An 18,154-nucleotide genomic window follows, 5' to 3' on the forward strand; every position below is an offset into this window, starting at 1 on the left:
GAGTGACACCGCCGCGCCGGAGAAGACCGCCGCCAAGACCGGAAGGGGGCCGCGTGTCCGGTGAGCCTCGGCTCGGCCACGCGGGATCGGAAGGGCCATGTGTTCGGTGCGCCTCGGATTACACGGGGGTCGGCTCGGCCAGGTCGGTACCGGGAGGGCCGCGTATCCGGTCCGCCTCGGAACACATGGGGGCCGGCTCGGCCAGGTCGGGACCGGAAGGGCGGCGCGGCGTGGCCGGTCTGCCTTGGATGAGGCGGCGATCGGCTCGGCCACGCGGGACCGAAGGGCGGCGTGCCCGTGAGCCTCGGATCAGACGGGCGGTCGGATCGGCCGCGCCGGGACCGGAAGGCCGTGTGTTCGGTGCGCCTCGGATCACACCGCGGCGGGCTCTGCCTCCTCGGCGTTCTCGCGCTCCGCCTTCTCGCGGCGGTCGCGCAGCTCGCGTCGGACCAGGATCACCCAGCCGATCGGCACGCCGACCGAGAATAGCCACCACTGGATCGCGTACGCGTAGTTCAGCGCGGCGTCCTCACTGCCGGGGTTGCCGCCGATCAGCTCGGGGGTGTCGCCCTTCGGCTCCGGCGAGATCTGCGCGATGTAGCCGCCGAGGACCTGCTTGCCGAGCCGCCGGGCCTCCTGCTCGCTGTTGATCAGCATGACCTGCCGGTCCGGGAGCCCCTTGAGGTTCTTGATGCCGCTCGCCGCGGTCGTCTCGTCGGGCATCAGCCGCCCGGTGACGGTGATCTCCCCGGCGGGGGGTGCGGGGATCTTCGGGAACGCGGTCTGGCTCGGCCCGTTGGACGGGATCCAGCCCCGGTTGACCAGGAGCACCTTGCCGTCGTCGAGGACGAAGGGGGTCAGGACGTGGTAGCCGACCTCGTCGTCGGAGTTGGTGCGGCGCCGGACGACCTCCTCGGCGGCGGTGTCGAAGCGCCCCTTGGCCGTGACCTTGCGGTACCGGTCGTGCGTGGTGACCGTGTGCCCCGGGGAGGTCATCTCCTCCACCGGCACCGGCTCGGCGTTCAGCGCCTGGGTCACCAGGTTGTTGCGGGCGGTGCGCTCCTCGTAGCGGTGCATCTGCCAGATGCCCAGCCGGATCATCGTGGGGATGAGGAGCAGGGCGACCAGCGTGAGGATCACCCACTGCCGGGACAACAGGAAGCGGTACACCCCACGACGGTACCTCCCGGGTCGTGGGGTGCCATGGGCAGGGGGTGCCCTCCTGTGGGGCAGGGGTGGGTCAGACCCGGTCCACGATGCCGGCCTTCCCTTCCGCGCGGGCGCAGTGCGCACCGCAGAACCAGTGGCCCTCGACCTCCACACCCTGCCCGATGATCTGCACACGACAGTGCTCGCAGATCGGTGCCATCCGGTGGATCGCGCAGGAGAAGCAGTCGAAGACATGCACCGCGCCCTGGGCGTGCACCTCGAAGGTCATTCCGTAGTTGTTGCCGCAAACTTCGCAAGTCGCCATGCGCCACAGGGTGAGCGGTGACCGCCGCGGGGGCGAGCCGACGCCGGGCGAGTCGTACGACAATCACCCGTCCGTCGGCAGCACCGCTCCCGCCGACGCCGGTCACCCTGTGGCGTACGACCGTCCTCTGGCGCCGGCGCCGGTTCCGCTTGGCCCCCTGACGCCGCCGGTAGCTTCTCCCTGCGGCCGCCCCTTGCTGTTCCGCACGGCCGCCCCCTGCGCCAGTGATCCGTGCCGTGCGGTCACCCCTCCGACGCCGGTTCCACGTCCCGGAGGAGTTGTCCGAAGGCCGCCTCGTCGACCACGGGGGTGCCGAACTGCCGGGCCTTGACCACCTTGGACGTGCCCGAGTCCGGGTCGTTGGTGACGAGGAGGCTGGTCAGCCGGGAGATGCTGGTGGCGACATGCAGTCCGGCCTCGATCGCCCGGTCCTCCAGGAGGTCCCGCTCGGTCGAGGTGTCCCCGGAGAACGCGATCCGCATGCCCTGCTTGAGCGGTCTGCCGTCCACGTACCGCCCCGGGTTGGGGTAGGGGCACGCGGGCCGCTTGCGCGCCGGCCGCCAACTGGTCGGCCGGTAGCTGCCGTAGCCCGACGGCTGCCGGGGCACGGCCCGGTCCGTCCACTCGGTCAGCGGCCGGCACTCGTGCAGCGGCAGCCGCACACTGCGCGCGGCCGCGGCCCGCAGACTCGGCCGGAACGCCTCCGCGAGCACGCGCGCGTCGTCGAGGGCGTGGTGCGCCCGCCGCTGTACGACGCCGAAGTGGGCCGCCAGCGTCTCCAGTTTGTGGTTGGGCAGCGGCAGCCCGAGCTCCTTGGACAGGACGATGGTGCACAGCCGCTGGCTCACCGGAGCCACCCGCCCCGCGCGCGCGTACTCGCGGGCGATCATCTGCCAGTCGAAGACGGCGTTGTGCGCGACGAGGACGCGCCCGTCGAGACGGGCCGAGAACTCCTCGGCGATGTCCTGGAAGAGGGGCGCGCCTTCGAGGGTGTCGCTCGTCAGCCCGTGGATCCACACCGGACCGGGATCGCGCTCCGGGTTGACCAGCGTGTACCAGTGGTCCTCGACCTCACCGCGGGCGTCCAACCGGTAGACGGCCGCCGAGATTATCCGGTCGTCCCGGGCCAGGCCGGTGGTCTCCACGTCGACGACCGCGTATCCCTGCGGATACGCGGCCGGCCACGCTGTGGGGGAGGACGCTGCGGTCGTCTGGTCTTCGAGCATGGTCCCTGAGGATACGGGCCGCGACTGACAGTCCCTCACGGCGGCGTCGGTACCGGGCTCCTGGGGACAGGAGTGCGATCCTCCCGGAATGACCGAACCGACGCATGACGAGGCCCACGGCGGCGCCCTCGGCGCCCGCCTCAACTGGCTGCGCGCGGCCGTCCTGGGCGCGAACGACGGCATCGTCTCCACCGCGGGACTGGTGGTCGGCGTGGCGGGGGCGACGAGCGACCGCTCCGCGTTGCTGACGGCGGGTCTGGCCGGGCTGCTCGCCGGCTCGCTGTCCATGGCGGCCGGGGAGTACGTGTCCGTGTCGACGCAGCGGGACTCGGAGAAGGCGGCCCTGGCCCAGGAGAAGCGGGAGCTTCGCGAGCAACCGGAGGCGGAGCTGGAGGAGTTGACGGAACTCCTGGAGCAGCGCGGCCTCTCGCGGGACGTCGCCCTGGAGGCAGCTCAGCAACTGACGGAACGTGACGCCCTGCGGGCCCACGCGCGCGTGGAGCTCGGCATCGACCCGGACGAACTGACCAACCCCTGGCACGCGGCCTGGGCGAGCTTCCTGGCGTTCACGGCGGGCGCGTTGCTTCCCCTGCTGGCCATCGTCCTGCCCCCGTCCGGATGGCGGGTGCCGGTGACGGTGGTGTCGGTGGTGGGCGCACTGGTGCTGACCGGCTGGAGCAGCGCGAGGCTGGGGGCGGCGGCGCCGGGGCGGGCGGTGCTGCGGAACGTGGGGGGCGGGTTGCTGGCGATGGGGGTCACCTATGGCGTAGGGGTGCTGTTGGGGGCGGCGGGGGTCTAGTCGACGAGCGGGCCGTCCCCTCGGTGAGCTTCTCTGCGAGAGCCTTTCGTCCCCCGGCGTCCCTTGGCGGAGATCGCCAAGAAGCAAGCGCGTACCGCCGTGAATACTTGTCGGTAACAACGTCTAGCCGGGCCCGAGCTGCGGTTCTACGGTGCACGCATGCCGAACCTCCCCGATGTCGTGGTCTGGTCCATACCCGCCTTCGTACTGCTCACCGTCGTCGAGGTGATCAGCGTCCGCATCCATCCCGACGAGGACGCGGCGGGCTACGAGGCGAAGGACGCCGCCACCAGCATCGGCATGGGACTCGGCAGCCTCCTCTTCGACTTCCTCTGGAAGATCCCGATCGTCGCCGTCTACACGGCCCTGTACGAACTCACCCCGCTGCGCGTCCCCGTCCTGTGGTGGACGATCCCCCTGATGCTGCTCGCGCAGGACTTCTTCTACTACTGGTCCCACCGCGGCCACCACGTCGTCCGCATCCTGTGGGCCTGTCACGTCGTCCACCACTCCAGCCGGAAGTTCAACCTCACCACCGCGCTGCGCCAGCCCTGGACGAGCCTGACCGTCTGGCCGTTCTACGTCCCCCTCGTCGCCGCGGGGGTCCACCCGGCCGCCCTCGCCTTCTGTTCTTCCGCGAACCTCGTCTACCAGTTCTGGATCCACACCGAACGCATCGACAAGATGCCCCGCTGGTTCGAGTTCGTGTTCAACACCCCGTCCCACCACCGGGTCCACCACGCCTCCCAGGGCGGCTACCTGGACCGCAACTTCGGCGGGATCCTCATCGTCTGGGACCGGCTCTTCGGCTCGTTCGTCGCCGAGACCGAACGGCCTGTCTACGGGTTGACCAAGAACATCAACACGTTCAACCCGATCAAGGTGGCCACCCATGAATACGTGGCGATCGTCAAGGACATCAAGAACGCGCGGAGTTGGCGCGAGCGAGCCGGCCGGGTCTTCAGAGGACCGGGCTGGGGGCCGGCGCCCGCCGCGGAGACCGCCGAGGAAACCGTGCCCGCGTGAGGACTCCGCGCATCTCCGGGAGCCGCTGCCGCGTCCTGCTCGCCGCCTTCGCCCTCGCCGCCGCCCTCGACCTCGTCTCCCTGGCCGTCGGTTTCCACGGCGGTCACGTCATCGCCAAGCCCCTCCTCATGCCGCTCCTCGCCGCGTGGGCGGCCGCCCGGGGCGCGCCTCGCCTGCTCGTCGCCGCGCTCCTGTGCGGCTGGGGCGGTGACGTGCTCCTGTTGTCCGACGCCGACCCCGCCTTCCTTGCGGGCATGACCTGCTTCGCCGCGGGACACGTCTGCTACCTCGCCCTGTTCACACGCGACGGCACGCCCCGCGCGCGTACCGCCCTCCTCGCCCCCGGCTACCTAGTGGCCCTCGTCACCACGGTCGCCCTGCTGTGGCCCGACCTGCCGGCCGGTCTCCGCGTCCCCGTCGCCGGCTACAGCACCCTGCTCGTGGCCATGGCCTGCGCCGCCGCCGTCCGGCTCGGCCCGGTCGCCGGACTCGGCGGTGCGCTCTTCCTGATCTCGGACACCCTCATCGCGACCGGCGTCGCCGACTGGCCCCAGCCGCCCCGACCCGACCTGTGGATCATGCTCACGTACCTCGCCGCCCAGTTCCTGCTGGCCACAGGCACCCTGCGAGCCCTCGAAGCGCGCCCGGGACCGATGGCGACGTACGGTGAGGTGCGCTCGACCACCCCCTGAGCGCCGCCACGCCCTCGCACGAGAAGGATCCTCGACATGCGCGCCACCACCATCCACGCCCCGTACGACATGCGTGTGGAGGACGTCCCCGAGCCGGTGGTGCAACTGCCCACCGACGCCGTGCTGCGGGTGCTGCGCGCCTGTATCTGCGGCAGCGACCTGTGGGCCTACCGCGGTGAGGCGGCCCGGCAGCCGGGGCAGCGCATCGGGCACGAGTTCCTCGGCGTGGTCGAGGAGACCGGCTCCGAGGTCGGCACGGTCCGGCGCGGTGACCTCGTCGTCGCGCCCTTCATGTGGTCCGACGGCGTCTGCGACTACTGCCGCGAGGGCCTGACCACCTCCTGCGAACACGGCGGCTTCTGGGGCTCCGTCGGCTACGACGGCGGCCAGGGCGAGGCCGTACGCGTCCCCTTCGCCGACGGCACCCTCGTACGGCTGCCCAAGGAGGCGGCCTCCGACAGCCGTCTGCTGTCCTCCCTGCTGACCCTCTCCGACGTCCTGGGCACCGGCCACCACGCCGCCCTGGGAGCGGGCGTCCGCCCGGGCGCCACCGTCGCCGTCGTCGGTGACGGAGCGGTCGGCCTGTGCGCGGTGCTCGCCGCCAAACGGCTCGGCGCGGAACGGATCATCGCCCTGGGCCGCCACCAGGTCCGCACCGACATCGCCCGCGGCTTCGGCGCCACCGACGTCGTCGCCGAGCGCGGGGACGCCGCCGTCGAGGCCGTGCGCGAACTCACCCGCGGCCAGGGCGCCCACGCCGTCGTCGAGGCCGTCGGCACCGAGCAGTCCATGCGGACGGCGGTCGACATCACCCGCGACGGCGGCGCCATCGGCTTCGTCGGTGTGCCGCACGGCAGCGGCACCGGCCTCGACCTCGGCGTCCTGTTCGACCGGAACATCGCCCTGCGCGGTGGCGTGGCGCCGGTCCGCGCCTACATCCCCGAGCTGCTGCCCGACGTCCTGGACGGCACCGTCGACGCCTCACCCGTCTTCGACATGACCGTCGGCATCGAGGGGATCCCCGACGGCTACAAGGCCATGGACGAGCGCACGGCCCTCAAGGTCCTCGTGACCAACTAGCCGCGGGACCGCGCTGAAAGGTCCTCATGGCCAACCAGCCGCGGGACCACGCCGAACACGGTCGGCGCTCACCAGCGGATCGGCAGCGGCAGCGCCGTCAGCAGCCCCGACACCGCGACCACCAGACCCAGCGCGACGACCTCCGCGCGCGCCGGGACGCAGGCGGCCAGCGGGTCGGGGGCGCGGCGCAGCCGCAGCCGGGCGCTCAGCGCGAGCACGGCGACGACCGCGACGAGGAGCACCTTGGCCAGCAGGGTGCGCCCGTAGGCGGTGTCCGTGAGCTGCGTCAGGATCGTGCCGGACGGCATCCGGCGCAGCGAACTCCCCACCCCGGTCGCGGTCATGGCGGCGAGCAGTACGGCCGCCACGCGCGCGTAGTGCCCGAGCAGCGCGGCGCCCTGCCCGGTCGGCCCCCAGCGGCGCAGGGTCCGCAGCACATGCAGCAGTCCGCCCGCCCACAGGGCCGCGCACGTCAGATGCACCGCCGTCAGCCCGGAACCCACCAGGGGCGTGTGTTCGCTCGGAGGATGCGCGCGCAGGGCCTCCGCCACGACCACGGCGCCCAGGGGCCACACCTGGACGGAAGACCGGTAGGTGCGGGCGCACAGTCCGGCCACCAGGAACGCGTTGATCTCCAGCAGGGCCAGCTGGCCGTCGCGCGAGGCGTACAGGCCGCCGAAGTCGATCTGGGAGAGGCGGTGCGGCACGTGGTTGCCGGTCGCGACGACCGCGGCCAGCCCCAGCGCGGCGACGGCACCGACGGCGGCCGCCCAAGGTGCCCAGGAACGCGGGCCGTCCGGCGGGGCGCCGGGCACCGAGCGGGCCAGGCGGCGTACGGACAGCTCGCCCAGCGGCACGCACAGCGCCGCGAACAGCATCGCCCGCAGGAGGGCCAGCCCGCCCGCACCGGGTGCGGCGGCCTCCCCGGTGCCGTGCAAGGCGGCGGAGGGCCCCAGCAGCGGTATGGCCACGGCCGATGTCGCCAGCACGAGGACGGCGGCCGCCCGGCCGACACCGGGGTGCCGCACGGGTCCGCTCGCGTCAGCCGTCTCGGCGGTGGGTCTGCTCAAGGTCACCCGACGATACTTGCCAGACCGGACAGAACGGGCAACCTTCGGGAAACAACTGGGAGTACGGCATTCCGTCCACCGGCAGGTCTCAGCTCCCGCCCAGGGCCAGGGCGGGCTCAGCCCCAGCGCGCCGCGTCCGTGCCCCACGGCACCGGCGGCCGGTCCCAGTCCACCGGTCCGCCCTGGAAGGAGACCGGCGACCGCGCGTACCGCAGCCGTCCCAGCGCACTGTCCGTCTCCGCGAGCCACCGCTGAGGGCCGTCGCAGGGTGCGCCCCCGGCGTTGCCCGCCGTCGTCCCGCTCGGCCCCGCCGTCCAGCCCTTCTCCTCCGTCAGCCAGAGGGCCGTCCGCGCCAGCGCCAGCCGCACGGAACGGCTCCCGCCCTCCCGCGCCTGCTCGGTCAGCGCCCGCAGGACGGCCGCCGCCAGCAGATAGCCGGTCCCGTGGTCGAGGGCCTGCGCGGGCAGCGCACCCGGGCCCTCCGTCGCACCCTCCAGTACGGCGATCCCCGTCGCCGCCTGCACCAGGCTGTCGAAGCCCCGCCGCCCGGCCCACGGCCCGTACGCGCCCCACGCCGACAACTGCGCCACGACCACACCGGGCCGCCGCTCCGCCAGCGCCTCGGGGGACAGCCCGAACCGGTCCAGGGCGCCCGGCCGGTACCCGGTGACGACCACGTCCGCCTGTGCCAGCAGCTCCTCGAAGGTCCGCCGGTCGCCGGCCAGGTCGAGGGTCGCCGACCGCTTTCCGAAGCCCGTGTCGGCGTGCTGGTCGGGCAGTTCGGGAAGGTGCGGCGCGTCCAGCCGCAGCACGTCCGCGCCGAGCAGGGCGAGGGTGCGGGTGGCGACCGGTCCCGCGAGGACCCGCGTCAGATCCAGGACCCGTAGACCGGCGGCCGGCAGCAGGGGAGAGGCGCCGATCGGGGCGAACACGCGCGCGGGTGCCCTGTCCAGCCGTCGCCGCTCGACCAGCGGCCGCTTGGCCACCTCGGCCGCCTGGGGGTGTGCGGCCCACTCCTCGGGGGAGCGCAGGGCGACGGCGAGCCCTCCGGCCGCGTACACGGTTTCCTCGACGTCCAGGGCGGACCGCTCGGCGAGCGCCGCCTCGACGGCCGCCGGGTCGTCCGGCACCCCGAGCGCGTCCAGGAGCCGTGCGCGGTGATGCGGGTAGTTGGCGTGCGTGCGCACCCAGCCGTCCGCCGTCCGCCAGAACCGTGACAGCGGTGCGAAGGTGACCGGCGCGCGACCGTCGATCAACAGATGGCGCTCGCTCAGGAAGGCGGCGGCGACCGCCCCGTCGTCCACCCGCGCGGTCGGCACCTCGGGCAACCCGGCCCGCAGCGACCCCAGTTCGGCGGCGGCCCGTGCGCACTCGCCGACACAGGCACGCGCCAGTTCCCGGACGGGAAGGCGCCCCTGGAGGACGCCTTCCCGCACCACAAACTTGATTCCAGTCATGACTGCACTATGCAGTATTGACTGAATCAATATATGGACCGACTTTGATCGACTCGATCGACCCGATCGACCCTTGATCCTGCTCGCGCTCCTACTTCGTCACCGCGTCCAGCGCGTCCACCGTGCCCCAGCCGTAGAAGCCGTTGCGGTTCTTCGACCCCTCGCACACCGCGTCCACCTTGCCGTCGCCGTTGATGTCGTACGGCTTCGTGCACGGCGTGGCGTCGGCCTCGGCGTACAGCAGCGCCTTCACCAGGGCCGGCGGGGCGTACGGGTGCGTCGACTTGATGAGGGCGGCCACGGCGGCGACGTGCGGCGACGCCATCGACGTACCGGCCATGTAACCCCACCTGCCGCCGGGCAGCGTGCCCAGGATCAGACCGCTGGTCGCGGGCGGCGCGGGCGTCTGGTAGGCCGTCGAGTCACCGCCGGGCGCGGCCACGTCGATGACCCCCAGGCCGTAGTTGGAGAACGACGACTTGATGCCCTTCGCACCGGTCGCCGCGACCGTCACGACACCCGGCAGCTGCGTCGGTATGTCGAAGCACTCGGACGGGTCGATCACCCGGTCCGACGGGGTGCCGTCGTTCGGCGACACCGGGTCGGTGATCTCGTCGGCCGCCAGGTCGTAGTTCTCGTTGCCGGCCGCGGCCACGTTCACCACGCCCCGCTTCTCCGCGTACCGCGAGGCCCGGGTGACGGCGTCAACGAGCGCCTTCTGGTCCGGGTCGTCGGTGCAGTTGAAGTACCAGGGGTCGGTGTAATAGCTGTTGTTGGTGACGTCGACACCATGGGTGGCCGCCCACATGAAGCCGCACACCACGGCCTCGGTGTAGAAGTAGCCGTCGGTGGTCGACACCTTGATGCCCGCCACCTTCACCCCGGGCGCGACACCGGTCATGCCGACGCCGTTCTTGGCGGCGGCGATCTCACCGGCCACGTGCGTGCCGTGCGGGCTCTCCGCCGCGCTCGGCCGCCACGCCCCGTCGGCCGTGTCGGGCTTGCCCGTCACGCAGTTGACCGAAGCGGCCCGGTCGAAGTTCGGCGCGAGGTCCGGGTGGGTGTCGTCCACACCGGTGTCGATCACGGCGACGGTCACCTTGCTGCTGCCGAGCGACTTCTCGTGCGCCTTGTCCGCCTTGATGGCGGGCAGGTCCCACTGCAACGACTCCAGCGGGTCCTGGCCGGCGTCGGCGGCGGCCTGCGCGGCGGCCATCTGCGCCGAGCTGAGCGCCTTCGGCGTGCCCTCGTCGGTCGTCGACTGCGCGGGCAGCGGCGCGTTGCGCGTGTTGCCCGCCGACTCGACCCCGCGGACCTTGCGGATCGTCTTCGCGAAGTCGGGGTTCGACGAGTGGACGACGATCACGCCGATCTGGTCGTACGACGTGACGATCGTGCCGCCGGCCTGGGCGATGGCCTTCCTCACCTGAGCGGAAGGACCGTGCCCGGCACGGACGTTGACGACATAGCTGAGCGCCGTGCCGTCCGCGTCGGCGGCGCTGAGGAGGTCGGCGGCGGTGCCGGCACCGGCCGTGGCGCCCGGGACGCCGCTCGCGGTGCCGGGCAGGCCGGCCGCGGACGCCGTGGCCCCCGGGAGGAACGCCATGGCCGTCGCCATGGCCATGCCGAGCGGAAGCGCGAGCGCGCGCCGCCGGCGCGGGTGGAGCCCTGTCATGATGAAAGTCTCTCCAGTTCGTTCTCGGGACAAGCGGTCCGTGCGGGTGGTGCCGTGGGTCCGGATCGGCGCGTCACTTGACCGCGCGCAGCGCGTTGACGATCCCGAAGCCGTAGAACCCGTTGACCCGGGTGCCGCCCTCGCAGACCGCGTCCTGCGTCCCGTCGCCGTCCTGGTCGTAGGAGGCCGGGCAGCTGGTGGCGTTCGCCTGCACCTTGAGCAGCGCCTGGAGCTGGGCCGGGCTCGCCTTGGGGTGCGTCGACTTCAGCAGCGCGGCGACGCCCGCGGCGTGCGGCGAGGCCATCGAGGTGCCCTGGAGGAAGCCGTACGCGCCGTTGGGCAGGGTGGACAGGATGCGGCCGTTCTTCGACGGCGTGTCCGGGATCTGGTAGAGCCGGTCGCCGCCGGGCGCCGCGACGTCGATGACGCCCCTGCCGTACGAGGAGTAGTACGACTTGAGGTTGTTGACGCCCGTCGCGCTGACCGTGACGACACCCGGGAGCTGCGTCGGGACGTCGAAGCACTCGTGCGGGTCGACGGTCCGCTCGACCGCCGTCGAGTCGTCGGGGCTGGAGTCGTCGACGAGCGCGTCGGAGTCCAGGTCGTCGTTGGAGTTGCCCGCCGACGCCAGGCTGAGCGTGCCCTTCTTCTGCGCGTACTGCTGCGCCCTGTTGACCGCATCAACAATGGCCCGCTGATCGGGGTCGTCCATGCAGTTGTACAGCCACGGATCAACGTAGTAGCTGTTGTTCGTGATCTCGACGCCGTGGTCCGCGGCGAAGACGAACGCGCACACCACGCTCTCCGGGTAGAAGAGGCCGTTGCTCCGGTCGGTCACGTTGATGGCCGAGACCTTCACGCCGGGCGCGACGCCGGCCACGCCGATGCCGTTGCGCGCGGCGGCGATCTCACCGGCCACGTGGGTGCCGTGGTAGTCGTCCGCGGTGTACGGCCGCCAGGCGCCCGGGGTGGTGTCCGGGACACCGCCGTTGCAGTTGGCCGACTGGGCGGCGGAGAAGTTCGGCGCGATGTCGGGGTGGGTGTCGTCGACGCCGGTGTCGATCACGGCGACGGTCACCCTGCGGCTGCCGGGGTTGATCTTGGCGGCCTGGTCGGCGCCTATCGCGCGCAGGTCCCACTGGTCGGCCTCGAGGGGCTCGCTGTCCGGCGTGGCGGCCGAGGTCTTCGCGACCTGCGCGGCCTGCTCCGCCGACAGCACCTGGACCGCGCCCTCGTCCGTCGTGCCCGCCGGGGTCAGCGCCGAGGTGCGGGTGGCGCCGGCCGACTGCACCCCGCGCACCTGGCGGATCTTCTGCGCGAAGTCCGGGGCGGAGGAGTGGACGACGATCACGCCGATCTTCTCGTAGGCGATCACGACGGTGCCGCCGGCCACCGGTATCGCCTTCTTCACCGCCGCGATCGTGCGGTGGTCGAGCCGGGTGTTGACGACGTACGACAGGTTCGTCGCGTCCGCGGCCCGCGCCGTGGAGTCCGCGGCGGGGGCGGCCGAGGCGGCCGAGGGCAGGAAGCCGAGCGAGGCCGTGAGGGACAGCACGACCGGAACGGCGAGCGCGAGGCTGCGTCTCGAACGTCCAGAACGCGGCTGGGACATGGGGTCTCCACATCATCCGGAAACGAAACCGGCCCGAGGCACAGGGTGGTGCTCGGGCAGGTACATGACGGGTGGTGCAGCCCGAAGCTATCCCCCGATGTCGCTGGCCAGCAATGACTTCCCCAAGGCGAGTTCGGAAAGAAGCAAAGTGAGTTGAACCGGTCCCAGCGCGGCGCCGTGACCTTGAGCAGGGAACGCGAGGACACTCGCCCCCGATCGCCGTCACCACCGCACCCGCAACGCGAGGAGACCCCGTGGCCACCGACGCACCGCCACCCTCGAAAGAGACCCACAAACTCCCCACCACCGCGGAGTTCACCGAGGTTCAGGAGAGCGCGGAGTTCGGTGAACTGCGCCGCTCCTACCGCTCCTTCGCCTTCCCGCTCACCGTCGGCTTCATCGCCTGGTACCTGCTGTACGTCCTGCTGTCCAACTACGCGGGCGACTTCATGGGCGCCAAGCTCTTCGGCAACATCAACGTCGCCCTGGTCCTCGGTCTCGCCCAGTTCCTGACCACGTTCCTCATCGCCTGGTGGTACTCGCGCGTCGCCGCCGCCAAGTTCGACCCCAAGGCCGAGGCCATCAAGTCCCGGATGGAGGGCGGAGCATGAGCCCCGCGATCACCCTCGCCGCAGGCGAGGCCAGCGAGCACCGGCCGCTGATCATCAGCCTGTTCGCCGTCTTCGTCGTCGCGACCCTCGTCATCACGGTCTGGGCCGGACGCCAGACCAAGGACGCCTCCGACTTCTACGCGGGCGGACGGCAGTTCACCGGCTTCCAGAACGGCCTCGCCGTCTCCGGCGACTACATGTCCGCCGCGTCCTTCCTCGGCATCGCGGGCGCCATCGCCCTGTTCGGCTACGACGGCTTCCTGTACTCCATCGGCTTCCTGGTCGCCTGGCTCGTCGCCCTGCTCCTGGTCGCCGAACCGCTGCGCAACTCCGGCCGCTACACGATGGGTGACGTCCTCGCGTACCGGATGCGCCAGCGCCCGGTCCGCACCGCGGCCGGCACCTCCACCATCGTCGTCTCGATCTTCTACCTGCTGGCCCAGATGGCCGGCGCGGGCGTTCTGGTCTCCCTGCTGCTCGGCATCACCAGCGACGGCGGCAAGATCGGCATCGTCGCCCTGGTCGGCGTCCTGATGATCGTGTACGTCACCATCGGCGGCATGAAGGGCACCACCTGGGTCCAGATGGTCAAGGCCGTCCTGCTGATCGCGGGCGCCCTGCTGCTGACCTTCCTGGTGCTGCTGAAGTTCGACTTCAACGTCTCCGACCTGCTCGGCACGGCCGCCGACAACAGCGGCAAGGGCGCCGCCTTCCTGGAGCCGGGCCTGAAGTACGGCGCCACCGGCACCACCAAGCTGGACTTCATCTCGCTCGGCATCGCCCTGGTCCTCGGCACCGCCGGCCTGCCGCACATCCTGATCCGCTTCTACACGGTGCCCACCGCCAAGGCCGCCCGGAAGTCGGTCATCTGGGCCATCGGCCTCATCGGCGCCTTCTACCTGATGACCCTCGCCCTCGGCTTCGGCGCCGCGGCCCTCATCAAGCCGGACGAGATCATCGCCTCCAACAAGGCGGGCAACACGGCGGCACCCCTGCTGGCCCTGCATCTGGGCGGCGTCGACTCCAACTGGGGCGCGATCCTGCTGGCCACCATCTCGGCGGTCGCCTTCGCCACCATCCTCGCGGTCGTCGCCGGCCTCACCCTGGCCTCGTCCTCGTCGTTCGCCCACGACATCTACGCGAACGTCATCAAGCGCGGCCAGGCCACCGAGAAGCAGGAGATGAGCGCGGCCCGCTGGGCCACCGTCGGCATCGGCGCGGTCTCCATCCTGCTGGGTGCCCTCGCCCGCGACCTCAACGTCGCCGGCCTCGTCGCGCTCGCCTTCGCCGTCGCCGCCTCCGCGAACCTGCCGACGATCATCTACAGCCTCTTCTGGAAGCGGTTCACCACCTCCGGCGCCCTGTGGTCGATCTACGGCGGCCTCGTCACGGCGGTCGGCCTGGTGCTGTTCTCGCCGGTCGTCTCCGGCAAGCCCACCTCGATGTTCCCCGACGTCGACTTCCACTGGTTCCCGCTGGAGAACCCGGGCATCATCTCGATCCCGGTCGGCTTCCTGCTCGGCATCCTCGGCACGTACCTGTCCAAGGAGGAGCCGGACAAGGGCAAGTACGCGGAGCTGGAGGTCCGGTCCCTGACCGGCACGGGCGCCCACTGACCCGTACCTGAGAAGCGGCCGTGTCGTAGGTCTCTACGACACGGCCGCTTCGTACGTCGTGGGATCGGGCACTGTCGTTGTCAGTGACGTCACGTAGGCTCGCAAGTGACGGAAAGAGAAGACTGCCGACTGATCCGCCACGAGGGAGGGGGCCCACGTGCTCATCGACACCTTTGGCCGGCAGGCCACCGACCTGCGGGTCTCGCTGACCGACCGCTGCAATCTTCGCTGCACGTACTGCATGCCCGAAGAAGGTCTGCAGTGGCTGGCCAAGCCGGATCTGCTCACCGACGGCGAGATCGTCCGCCTGATCGACATCGCCGTCACCTCCCTCGGTATCGAGGAGGTCCGCTTCACCGGCGGGGAGCCCCTGCTGCGACCCGGTCTGGTCGGCATCGTCGAGCGCGTCGCGGCCCTTCAGCCGCGCCCCCAGATGTCCCTGACCACCAACGGCATCGGCCTCAAGCGCACCGCGGAGGCCCTCAAGGCGGCGGGCCTGGACCGGGTCAACGTCTCCCTGGACACCCTGCGCCCCGACGTCTTCAAGACCCTCACCCGCCGGGACCGCCACAAGGACGTCCTGGAGGGCATGCGGGCCGCCCGCGAGGCGGGCCTGACCCCGGTCAAGGTCAACTCCGTCCTGATGCCGGGGCTGAACGACGACGAGGCACCCGACCTGCTGGCCTGGGCCGTGGAGAACGACTACGAACTGCGCTTCATCGAGCAGATGCCCCTGGACGCCCAGCACGGCTGGAAGCGCGACGGCATGATCACCGCCGGGGACATCCTGACCTCCCTGCGCACCCGCTTCGAGCTGACGGAGGAGGGCTCCGAGGAGCGCGGTTCGGCTCCCGCGGAACGCTGGATCGTCGACGGCGGGCCGCACCGGGTGGGTGTCATAGCCTCCGTCACCCGGCCGTTCTGCTCTGCCTGCGACCGCACCCGCCTGACGGCCGACGGCCAGGTGCGCACCTGTCTGTTCGCCCGCGAGGAGACCGACCTGAGGGCGGCCCTGCGCTCGGACGCCGGCGACGAGGAGATCGCCCGTCTCTGGCGCGAGGCGATGTGGGGCAAGAAGGCGGGCGCGGGCCTGGACGACCCGACGTTCGTCCAGCCGGACCGCCCGATGTCGGCGATCGGCGGCTAGGCCCCTTCGGGCGCCTGCCACTCCTCGAACGCCACGACATCCTTGAGAAAGCCCCGCACCCCGAGAAACTGCGACAGATGCTCCCGGTGCTCCTCGCACGCGAGCCACGTCTTGCGCCGCTCGGGCGTGTGAATCTTCGGATTGTTCCACGCGAGCACCCAGACGGCGCCGGCACGGCAGCCCTTGGCAGAACAGACAGGGGTCTCGTCACTCACGGAATTCGTCTCACAAGAGGGGAAAAAGGCGACGCCGAGCAGCCACGGGGGGAGCTGCCCGGCGTCGGTCCGTCGCTCCGACGGGGGATGCGGAGCGCGTACGAAGTATGTCACGGGTAACCCTTGGCCCGGCACTGGAACAACATGATTGATCTGAGCTTTTCTTGAGCTTGGTGCGGAGCGGACTCGTCATGTCCGTTCGCGCGGTTCACCCCGTACACCCGCCGTCGGCTCAGCCCCGCCGTCCTCCGCCGCCCGTTCCGCGAAGCCCTCGTCCGCACGCGGCGGCATGATCATCGGCCGGGTCGGAACGGTCACGAACGTCGACGGAAGGGAGGGCGCGTTCTCCCGCCCCGCGTTGGCGATGACGACGGCGATGTAGGGCAGCACCGCCCCGAGCACCAGCGCCACGATCGCGACGTGCCGTTCGACGTTCCAGAGCGTGGCCGCGAGCACCACGGAAATCGTACGGACGGTCATCGAGATGACGTACCGGCGCTGACGCCCGCGCACGTCCTCCTGAAGGCTCGTCCGGGCGCCGGTGATCCGGAACACCTGGGCGCTGCCGCCGCCATGCTGCTTCCGCATCACATTCCACCATCCGCCCGCATCGGACTCCCGCCGCCCCGTATCCGCTCCCTACCCGGTGGGGTACCGGGCCAGGACACTCTCCCCACGGTACGCCGCACCTGCGCCGCCTACGAGACCGGGGCACCTCCCGCCGGGCCGGACAGGCTCACTCCCGCGCGTACGGCCGTACCCGACATGCGGCGTAGCGCGAACGGACCGACACTGGCCGTAATGCTCACGTCGAGCCGTACGAGGAGGCAGCCATGGGCTGGTTGTGGGCGATCATCGTGGGATTCGTGCTGGGCCTGATCGCGAAGGCGATCATCCCCGGCAAGCAGCACAGCCCCCTCTGGCTGACCACCATCTTCGGCATGCTCGGCGCCATCGCCGGCAACGCCATGGCACGCGGGTTCGGCGTGGAGGAGACCCCCGGCATCGACTGGAGCCGCCACGTCTTCCAGCTGATCGCCGCGATCATCATCGTCGCCGTCGGCGACATGGCCTACATGGCGACGCTCGGCAAGAGAAAACACCGCCGGGCCTGAGAGCCGCCGTACGACGAAGGGGGCGCCCTCCGCGAGGAGACCGCCCCCTTCCGACGTGCCCGGAACCTACGCGGACGTGACCTCGACCGCCGCCAGGTTCTTCTTGCCCCGGCGCAGCACCAGCCAGCGACCGTGCAGCAGGTCCTCCGCGGCCGGGACGGCGTCCTCGGCGGTGACCTTGACGTTGTTCACGTAGGCGCCGCCCTCCTTCACGGTCCGCCGCGCGGCCGACTTGCTCGCCACGAGACCGACCTCGGCGAACAGGTCCACGACCTGGCCGAGCTCGGCCACCTGGATGTGCGGGACCTCGGAGAGCGCCGCGGTCAGCGTCTTCTCGTCGAGTTCCGCCAGCTCACCCTGCCCGAAGAGCGCCTTCGAAGCGGCGATCACCGCGGCCGTCTGCTCGGCGCCGTGCACCAGCGTCGTCAGCTCCTCCGCCAGCGCCCGCTGCGCGGCCCGGGCCTGCGGCCGCTCCTCGGTCTGCTTCTCCAGCTCCTCCAGCTCCTCGCGGGACCGGAAGGACAGGATGCGCATGTAGGTCGAGACGTCCCGGTCGTCGACGTTCAGCCAGAACTGGTAGAACGCGTACGGCGTAGTCATCTCCGGGTCGAGCCAGACGGCCCCGCCCTCGGTCTTGCCGAACTTGGTGCCGTCCGCCTTGACCATCAGCGGCGTCGCCAGACAGTGCACCGAGGCGTCGGGCTCCAGGCGGTGGATCAGGTCCAGGCCCGCCGTGAGGTTGCCCCACTGGTCGCTGCCGCCCTGCTGGAGCGTGCAGCCGTAGCGCCGGTACAGCTCCAGGAAGTCCATGCCCTGGAGCAGCTGGTAGCTGAACTCCGTGTAGCTGATGCCCTCCTGCGACTCCAGCCGGCGCGCGACCGAGTCCTTGGTCAGCATCTTGTTGACCCGGAAGTGCTTGCCGATGTCCCGCAGGAACTCGATGGCCGACAGGCCGGCCGTCCAGTCCAGGTTGTTCACCATCGTGGCGGCGTTCTCGCCCTCGAAGGACAGGAACGGCTCGATCTGCGCGCGCAGCCGGGTCACCCAGTTCGCGACCGTCTCCGGGTCGTTCAGCGTGCGCTCCGCCGTGGGGCGCGGGTCGCCGATCTGGCCGGTCGCCCCGCCCACCAGGGCCAGCGGACGCAGCCCCGCCTGCTGGAGCCGGCGCATGGTCAGGACCTGCACCAGGTGGCCGACGTGGAGGGAGGCCGCGGTCGGGTCGAAACCGCAATAGAACGTGACGGGACCGTCCGCGAGCGCCTTGCGCAAAGCGTCCTCGTCAGTGGACAGGGCCCACAGCCCCCGCCACTTCAGCTCGTCGACGATGTCCGTCACGGTT

The 18,154-nt window shown here is 71.2% G+C and carries 18 protein-coding genes; 8 read left to right on the forward strand and 10 right to left on the reverse strand.

Annotation, left to right across the window (positions count from 1 at the left end; all coding sequences use genetic code 11):
• Positions 1-372: 372 nt before the first annotated feature.
• From AQJ54_RS12455 to AQJ54_RS12465, 3 genes are all read right to left on the reverse strand, one after another.
• The gene (locus AQJ54_RS12455) at positions 373-1,170 is read right to left on the reverse strand and encodes an SURF1 family cytochrome oxidase biogenesis protein (RefSeq protein ID WP_062236896.1); all 798 of its coding nucleotides are present in this window, start codon (positions 1,168-1,170) and stop codon (positions 373-375) included.
• Positions 1,171-1,240: 70 nt separating this feature from the next.
• Positions 1,241-1,474, reverse strand: a complete 234-nt coding sequence (locus AQJ54_RS12460) for a hypothetical protein (RefSeq protein WP_078616881.1) — start codon at positions 1,472-1,474, stop codon at positions 1,241-1,243.
• Between the two features lie 242 nt (positions 1,475-1,716).
• Positions 1,717-2,700, reverse strand: a complete 984-nt coding sequence (locus tag AQJ54_RS12465; protein ID WP_062024267.1) for a DEDDh family exonuclease — start codon at positions 2,698-2,700, stop codon at positions 1,717-1,719.
• A gap of 88 nt (positions 2,701-2,788) precedes the next feature.
• Here AQJ54_RS12465 and AQJ54_RS12470 point away from each other — a divergent pair, with 88 nt between their 5' ends.
• The 4 genes from AQJ54_RS12470 (at position 2,789) to AQJ54_RS12485 (ending at position 6,297) form a co-directional block, all read left to right on the forward strand.
• Positions 2,789-3,499, forward strand: a complete 711-nt coding sequence (locus tag AQJ54_RS12470) for a VIT1/CCC1 transporter family protein (RefSeq protein ID WP_062024265.1) — start codon at positions 2,789-2,791, stop codon at positions 3,497-3,499.
• A 159-nt stretch (positions 3,500-3,658) separates the two neighbouring features.
• Complete coding sequence (locus AQJ54_RS12475; protein ID WP_062236899.1) at positions 3,659-4,525, forward strand: sterol desaturase family protein; 867 nt, start codon at positions 3,659-3,661, stop codon at positions 4,523-4,525.
• Positions 4,522-5,217 (forward strand): lysoplasmalogenase, encoded by a 696-nt coding sequence (locus tag AQJ54_RS12480; protein ID WP_062236902.1) that lies wholly within the window; start codon positions 4,522-4,524, stop codon positions 5,215-5,217. Before AQJ54_RS12475 ends, AQJ54_RS12480 begins: the two co-directional genes overlap by 4 nt.
• Before the next feature lie 36 nt (positions 5,218-5,253).
• Positions 5,254-6,297, forward strand: a complete 1,044-nt coding sequence (locus AQJ54_RS12485; RefSeq protein ID WP_062236905.1) for a zinc-dependent alcohol dehydrogenase family protein — start codon at positions 5,254-5,256, stop codon at positions 6,295-6,297.
• 68 nt (positions 6,298-6,365) lie between these two features.
• On the opposite strand, the gene AQJ54_RS12490 is transcribed toward AQJ54_RS12485, so the two are convergent.
• From AQJ54_RS12490 to AQJ54_RS12505, 4 genes are all read right to left on the reverse strand, one after another.
• A complete protein-coding gene (locus tag AQJ54_RS12490; protein WP_062236908.1) occupies positions 6,366-7,373 on the reverse strand; it encodes a CopD family protein in 1,008 nt (335 codons plus the stop codon).
• Between the two features lie 110 nt (positions 7,374-7,483).
• Positions 7,484-8,824, reverse strand: a complete 1,341-nt coding sequence (locus tag AQJ54_RS12495; protein WP_062236912.1) for a CoA transferase — start codon at positions 8,822-8,824, stop codon at positions 7,484-7,486.
• A gap of 91 nt (positions 8,825-8,915) precedes the next feature.
• A complete protein-coding gene (locus AQJ54_RS12500) occupies positions 8,916-10,499 on the reverse strand; it encodes a S8 family peptidase (RefSeq protein WP_062236915.1) in 1,584 nt (527 codons plus the stop codon).
• A gap of 73 nt (positions 10,500-10,572) precedes the next feature.
• Positions 10,573-12,111 carry a S8 family peptidase gene (locus AQJ54_RS12505; RefSeq protein WP_062236918.1) on the reverse strand — a complete coding sequence of 513 codons (1,539 nt, stop codon included), beginning with the start codon at positions 12,109-12,111 and terminating at the stop codon, positions 10,573-10,575.
• Between the two features lie 254 nt (positions 12,112-12,365).
• On the opposite strand from AQJ54_RS12505, the gene AQJ54_RS12510 reads away from it, so the two are divergent.
• The 3 genes from AQJ54_RS12510 to moaA all read left to right on the forward strand — a co-directional run bounded on the left by AQJ54_RS12510 (position 12,366) and on the right by moaA (position 15,485).
• A complete protein-coding gene (locus tag AQJ54_RS12510; RefSeq protein WP_062236921.1) occupies positions 12,366-12,722 on the forward strand; it encodes a DUF485 domain-containing protein in 357 nt (118 codons plus the stop codon).
• Positions 12,719-14,338, forward strand: coding sequence for a solute symporter family protein (locus AQJ54_RS12515; protein WP_062024253.1), 1,620 nt, complete (start codon positions 12,719-12,721; stop codon positions 14,336-14,338). The genes AQJ54_RS12510 and AQJ54_RS12515 overlap by 4 nt, the downstream gene beginning before the upstream one ends.
• 157 nt (positions 14,339-14,495) lie before the next feature.
• The gene (gene moaA / locus AQJ54_RS12520) at positions 14,496-15,485 is read left to right on the forward strand and encodes a GTP 3',8-cyclase MoaA (protein ID WP_062236924.1); all 990 of its coding nucleotides are present in this window, start codon (positions 14,496-14,498) and stop codon (positions 15,483-15,485) included.
• Here moaA and AQJ54_RS12525 read toward each other — a convergent pair.
• Both AQJ54_RS12525 and AQJ54_RS12530 read right to left on the reverse strand, forming a co-directional pair.
• Positions 15,482-15,700: a hypothetical protein gene (locus tag AQJ54_RS12525; RefSeq protein WP_062236925.1), complete on the reverse strand. Its 219-nt coding sequence runs from the start codon at positions 15,698-15,700 to the stop codon at positions 15,482-15,484. The two genes, moaA and AQJ54_RS12525, sit on opposite strands and share 4 nt — an antisense overlap.
• A gap of 189 nt (positions 15,701-15,889) precedes the next feature.
• Entirely contained in the window at positions 15,890-16,288 is a 399-nt protein-coding gene (locus tag AQJ54_RS12530; protein ID WP_062024251.1) for a DUF3099 domain-containing protein, read from the reverse strand.
• A 245-nt stretch (positions 16,289-16,533) separates the two neighbouring features.
• Here AQJ54_RS12530 and AQJ54_RS12535 point away from each other — a divergent pair, with 245 nt between their 5' ends.
• On the forward strand, positions 16,534-16,815 hold the full coding sequence (locus tag AQJ54_RS12535) for a GlsB/YeaQ/YmgE family stress response membrane protein (protein WP_030318355.1): 282 nt from the start codon (positions 16,534-16,536) through the stop codon (positions 16,813-16,815).
• A 66-nt stretch (positions 16,816-16,881) separates the two neighbouring features.
• Here AQJ54_RS12535 and tyrS read toward each other — a convergent pair whose 3' ends face one another.
• Entirely contained in the window at positions 16,882-18,150 is a 1,269-nt protein-coding gene (gene tyrS / locus AQJ54_RS12540) for a tyrosine--tRNA ligase (protein WP_062236929.1), read from the reverse strand.
• Positions 18,151-18,154: the final 4 nt, after the last annotated feature.

Origin of the sequence: Streptomyces griseorubiginosus (assembly GCF_001514195.1) — a bacterium.
Taxonomy (GTDB): domain Bacteria; phylum Actinomycetota; class Actinomycetes; order Streptomycetales; family Streptomycetaceae; genus Streptomyces; species Streptomyces griseorubiginosus.

What these genes read in the sequence shown, in the direction of transcription:
- AQJ54_RS12500 (WP_062236915.1), bottom strand. Translation starts at nt 10,499, where the DNA reads ATGACAGGGCTCCACCCGCGCCGGCGGCGCGCGCTCGCGCTTCCGCTC.
- AQJ54_RS12460 (WP_078616881.1), bottom strand. Translation starts at nt 1,474, where the DNA reads ATGGCGACTTGCGAAGTTTGCGGCAACAACTACGGAATGACCTTCGAG.
- AQJ54_RS12530 (WP_062024251.1), bottom strand. Translation starts at nt 16,288, where the DNA reads ATGCGGAAGCAGCATGGCGGCGGCAGCGCCCAGGTGTTCCGGATCACC.
- AQJ54_RS12505 (WP_062236918.1), bottom strand. Translation starts at nt 12,111, where the DNA reads ATGTCCCAGCCGCGTTCTGGACGTTCGAGACGCAGCCTCGCGCTCGCC.
- AQJ54_RS12535 (WP_030318355.1), top strand. Translation starts at nt 16,534, where the DNA reads ATGGGCTGGTTGTGGGCGATCATCGTGGGATTCGTGCTGGGCCTGATC.
- AQJ54_RS12495 (WP_062236912.1), bottom strand. Translation starts at nt 8,824, where the DNA reads ATGACTGGAATCAAGTTTGTGGTGCGGGAAGGCGTCCTCCAGGGGCGC.
- AQJ54_RS12470 (WP_062024265.1), top strand. Translation starts at nt 2,789, where the DNA reads ATGACCGAACCGACGCATGACGAGGCCCACGGCGGCGCCCTCGGCGCC.
- AQJ54_RS12465 (WP_062024267.1), bottom strand. Translation starts at nt 2,700, where the DNA reads ATGCTCGAAGACCAGACGACCGCAGCGTCCTCCCCCACAGCGTGGCCG.
- AQJ54_RS12485 (WP_062236905.1), top strand. Translation starts at nt 5,254, where the DNA reads ATGCGCGCCACCACCATCCACGCCCCGTACGACATGCGTGTGGAGGAC.
- AQJ54_RS12515 (WP_062024253.1), top strand. Translation starts at nt 12,719, where the DNA reads ATGAGCCCCGCGATCACCCTCGCCGCAGGCGAGGCCAGCGAGCACCGG.
- AQJ54_RS12475 (WP_062236899.1), top strand. Translation starts at nt 3,659, where the DNA reads ATGCCGAACCTCCCCGATGTCGTGGTCTGGTCCATACCCGCCTTCGTA.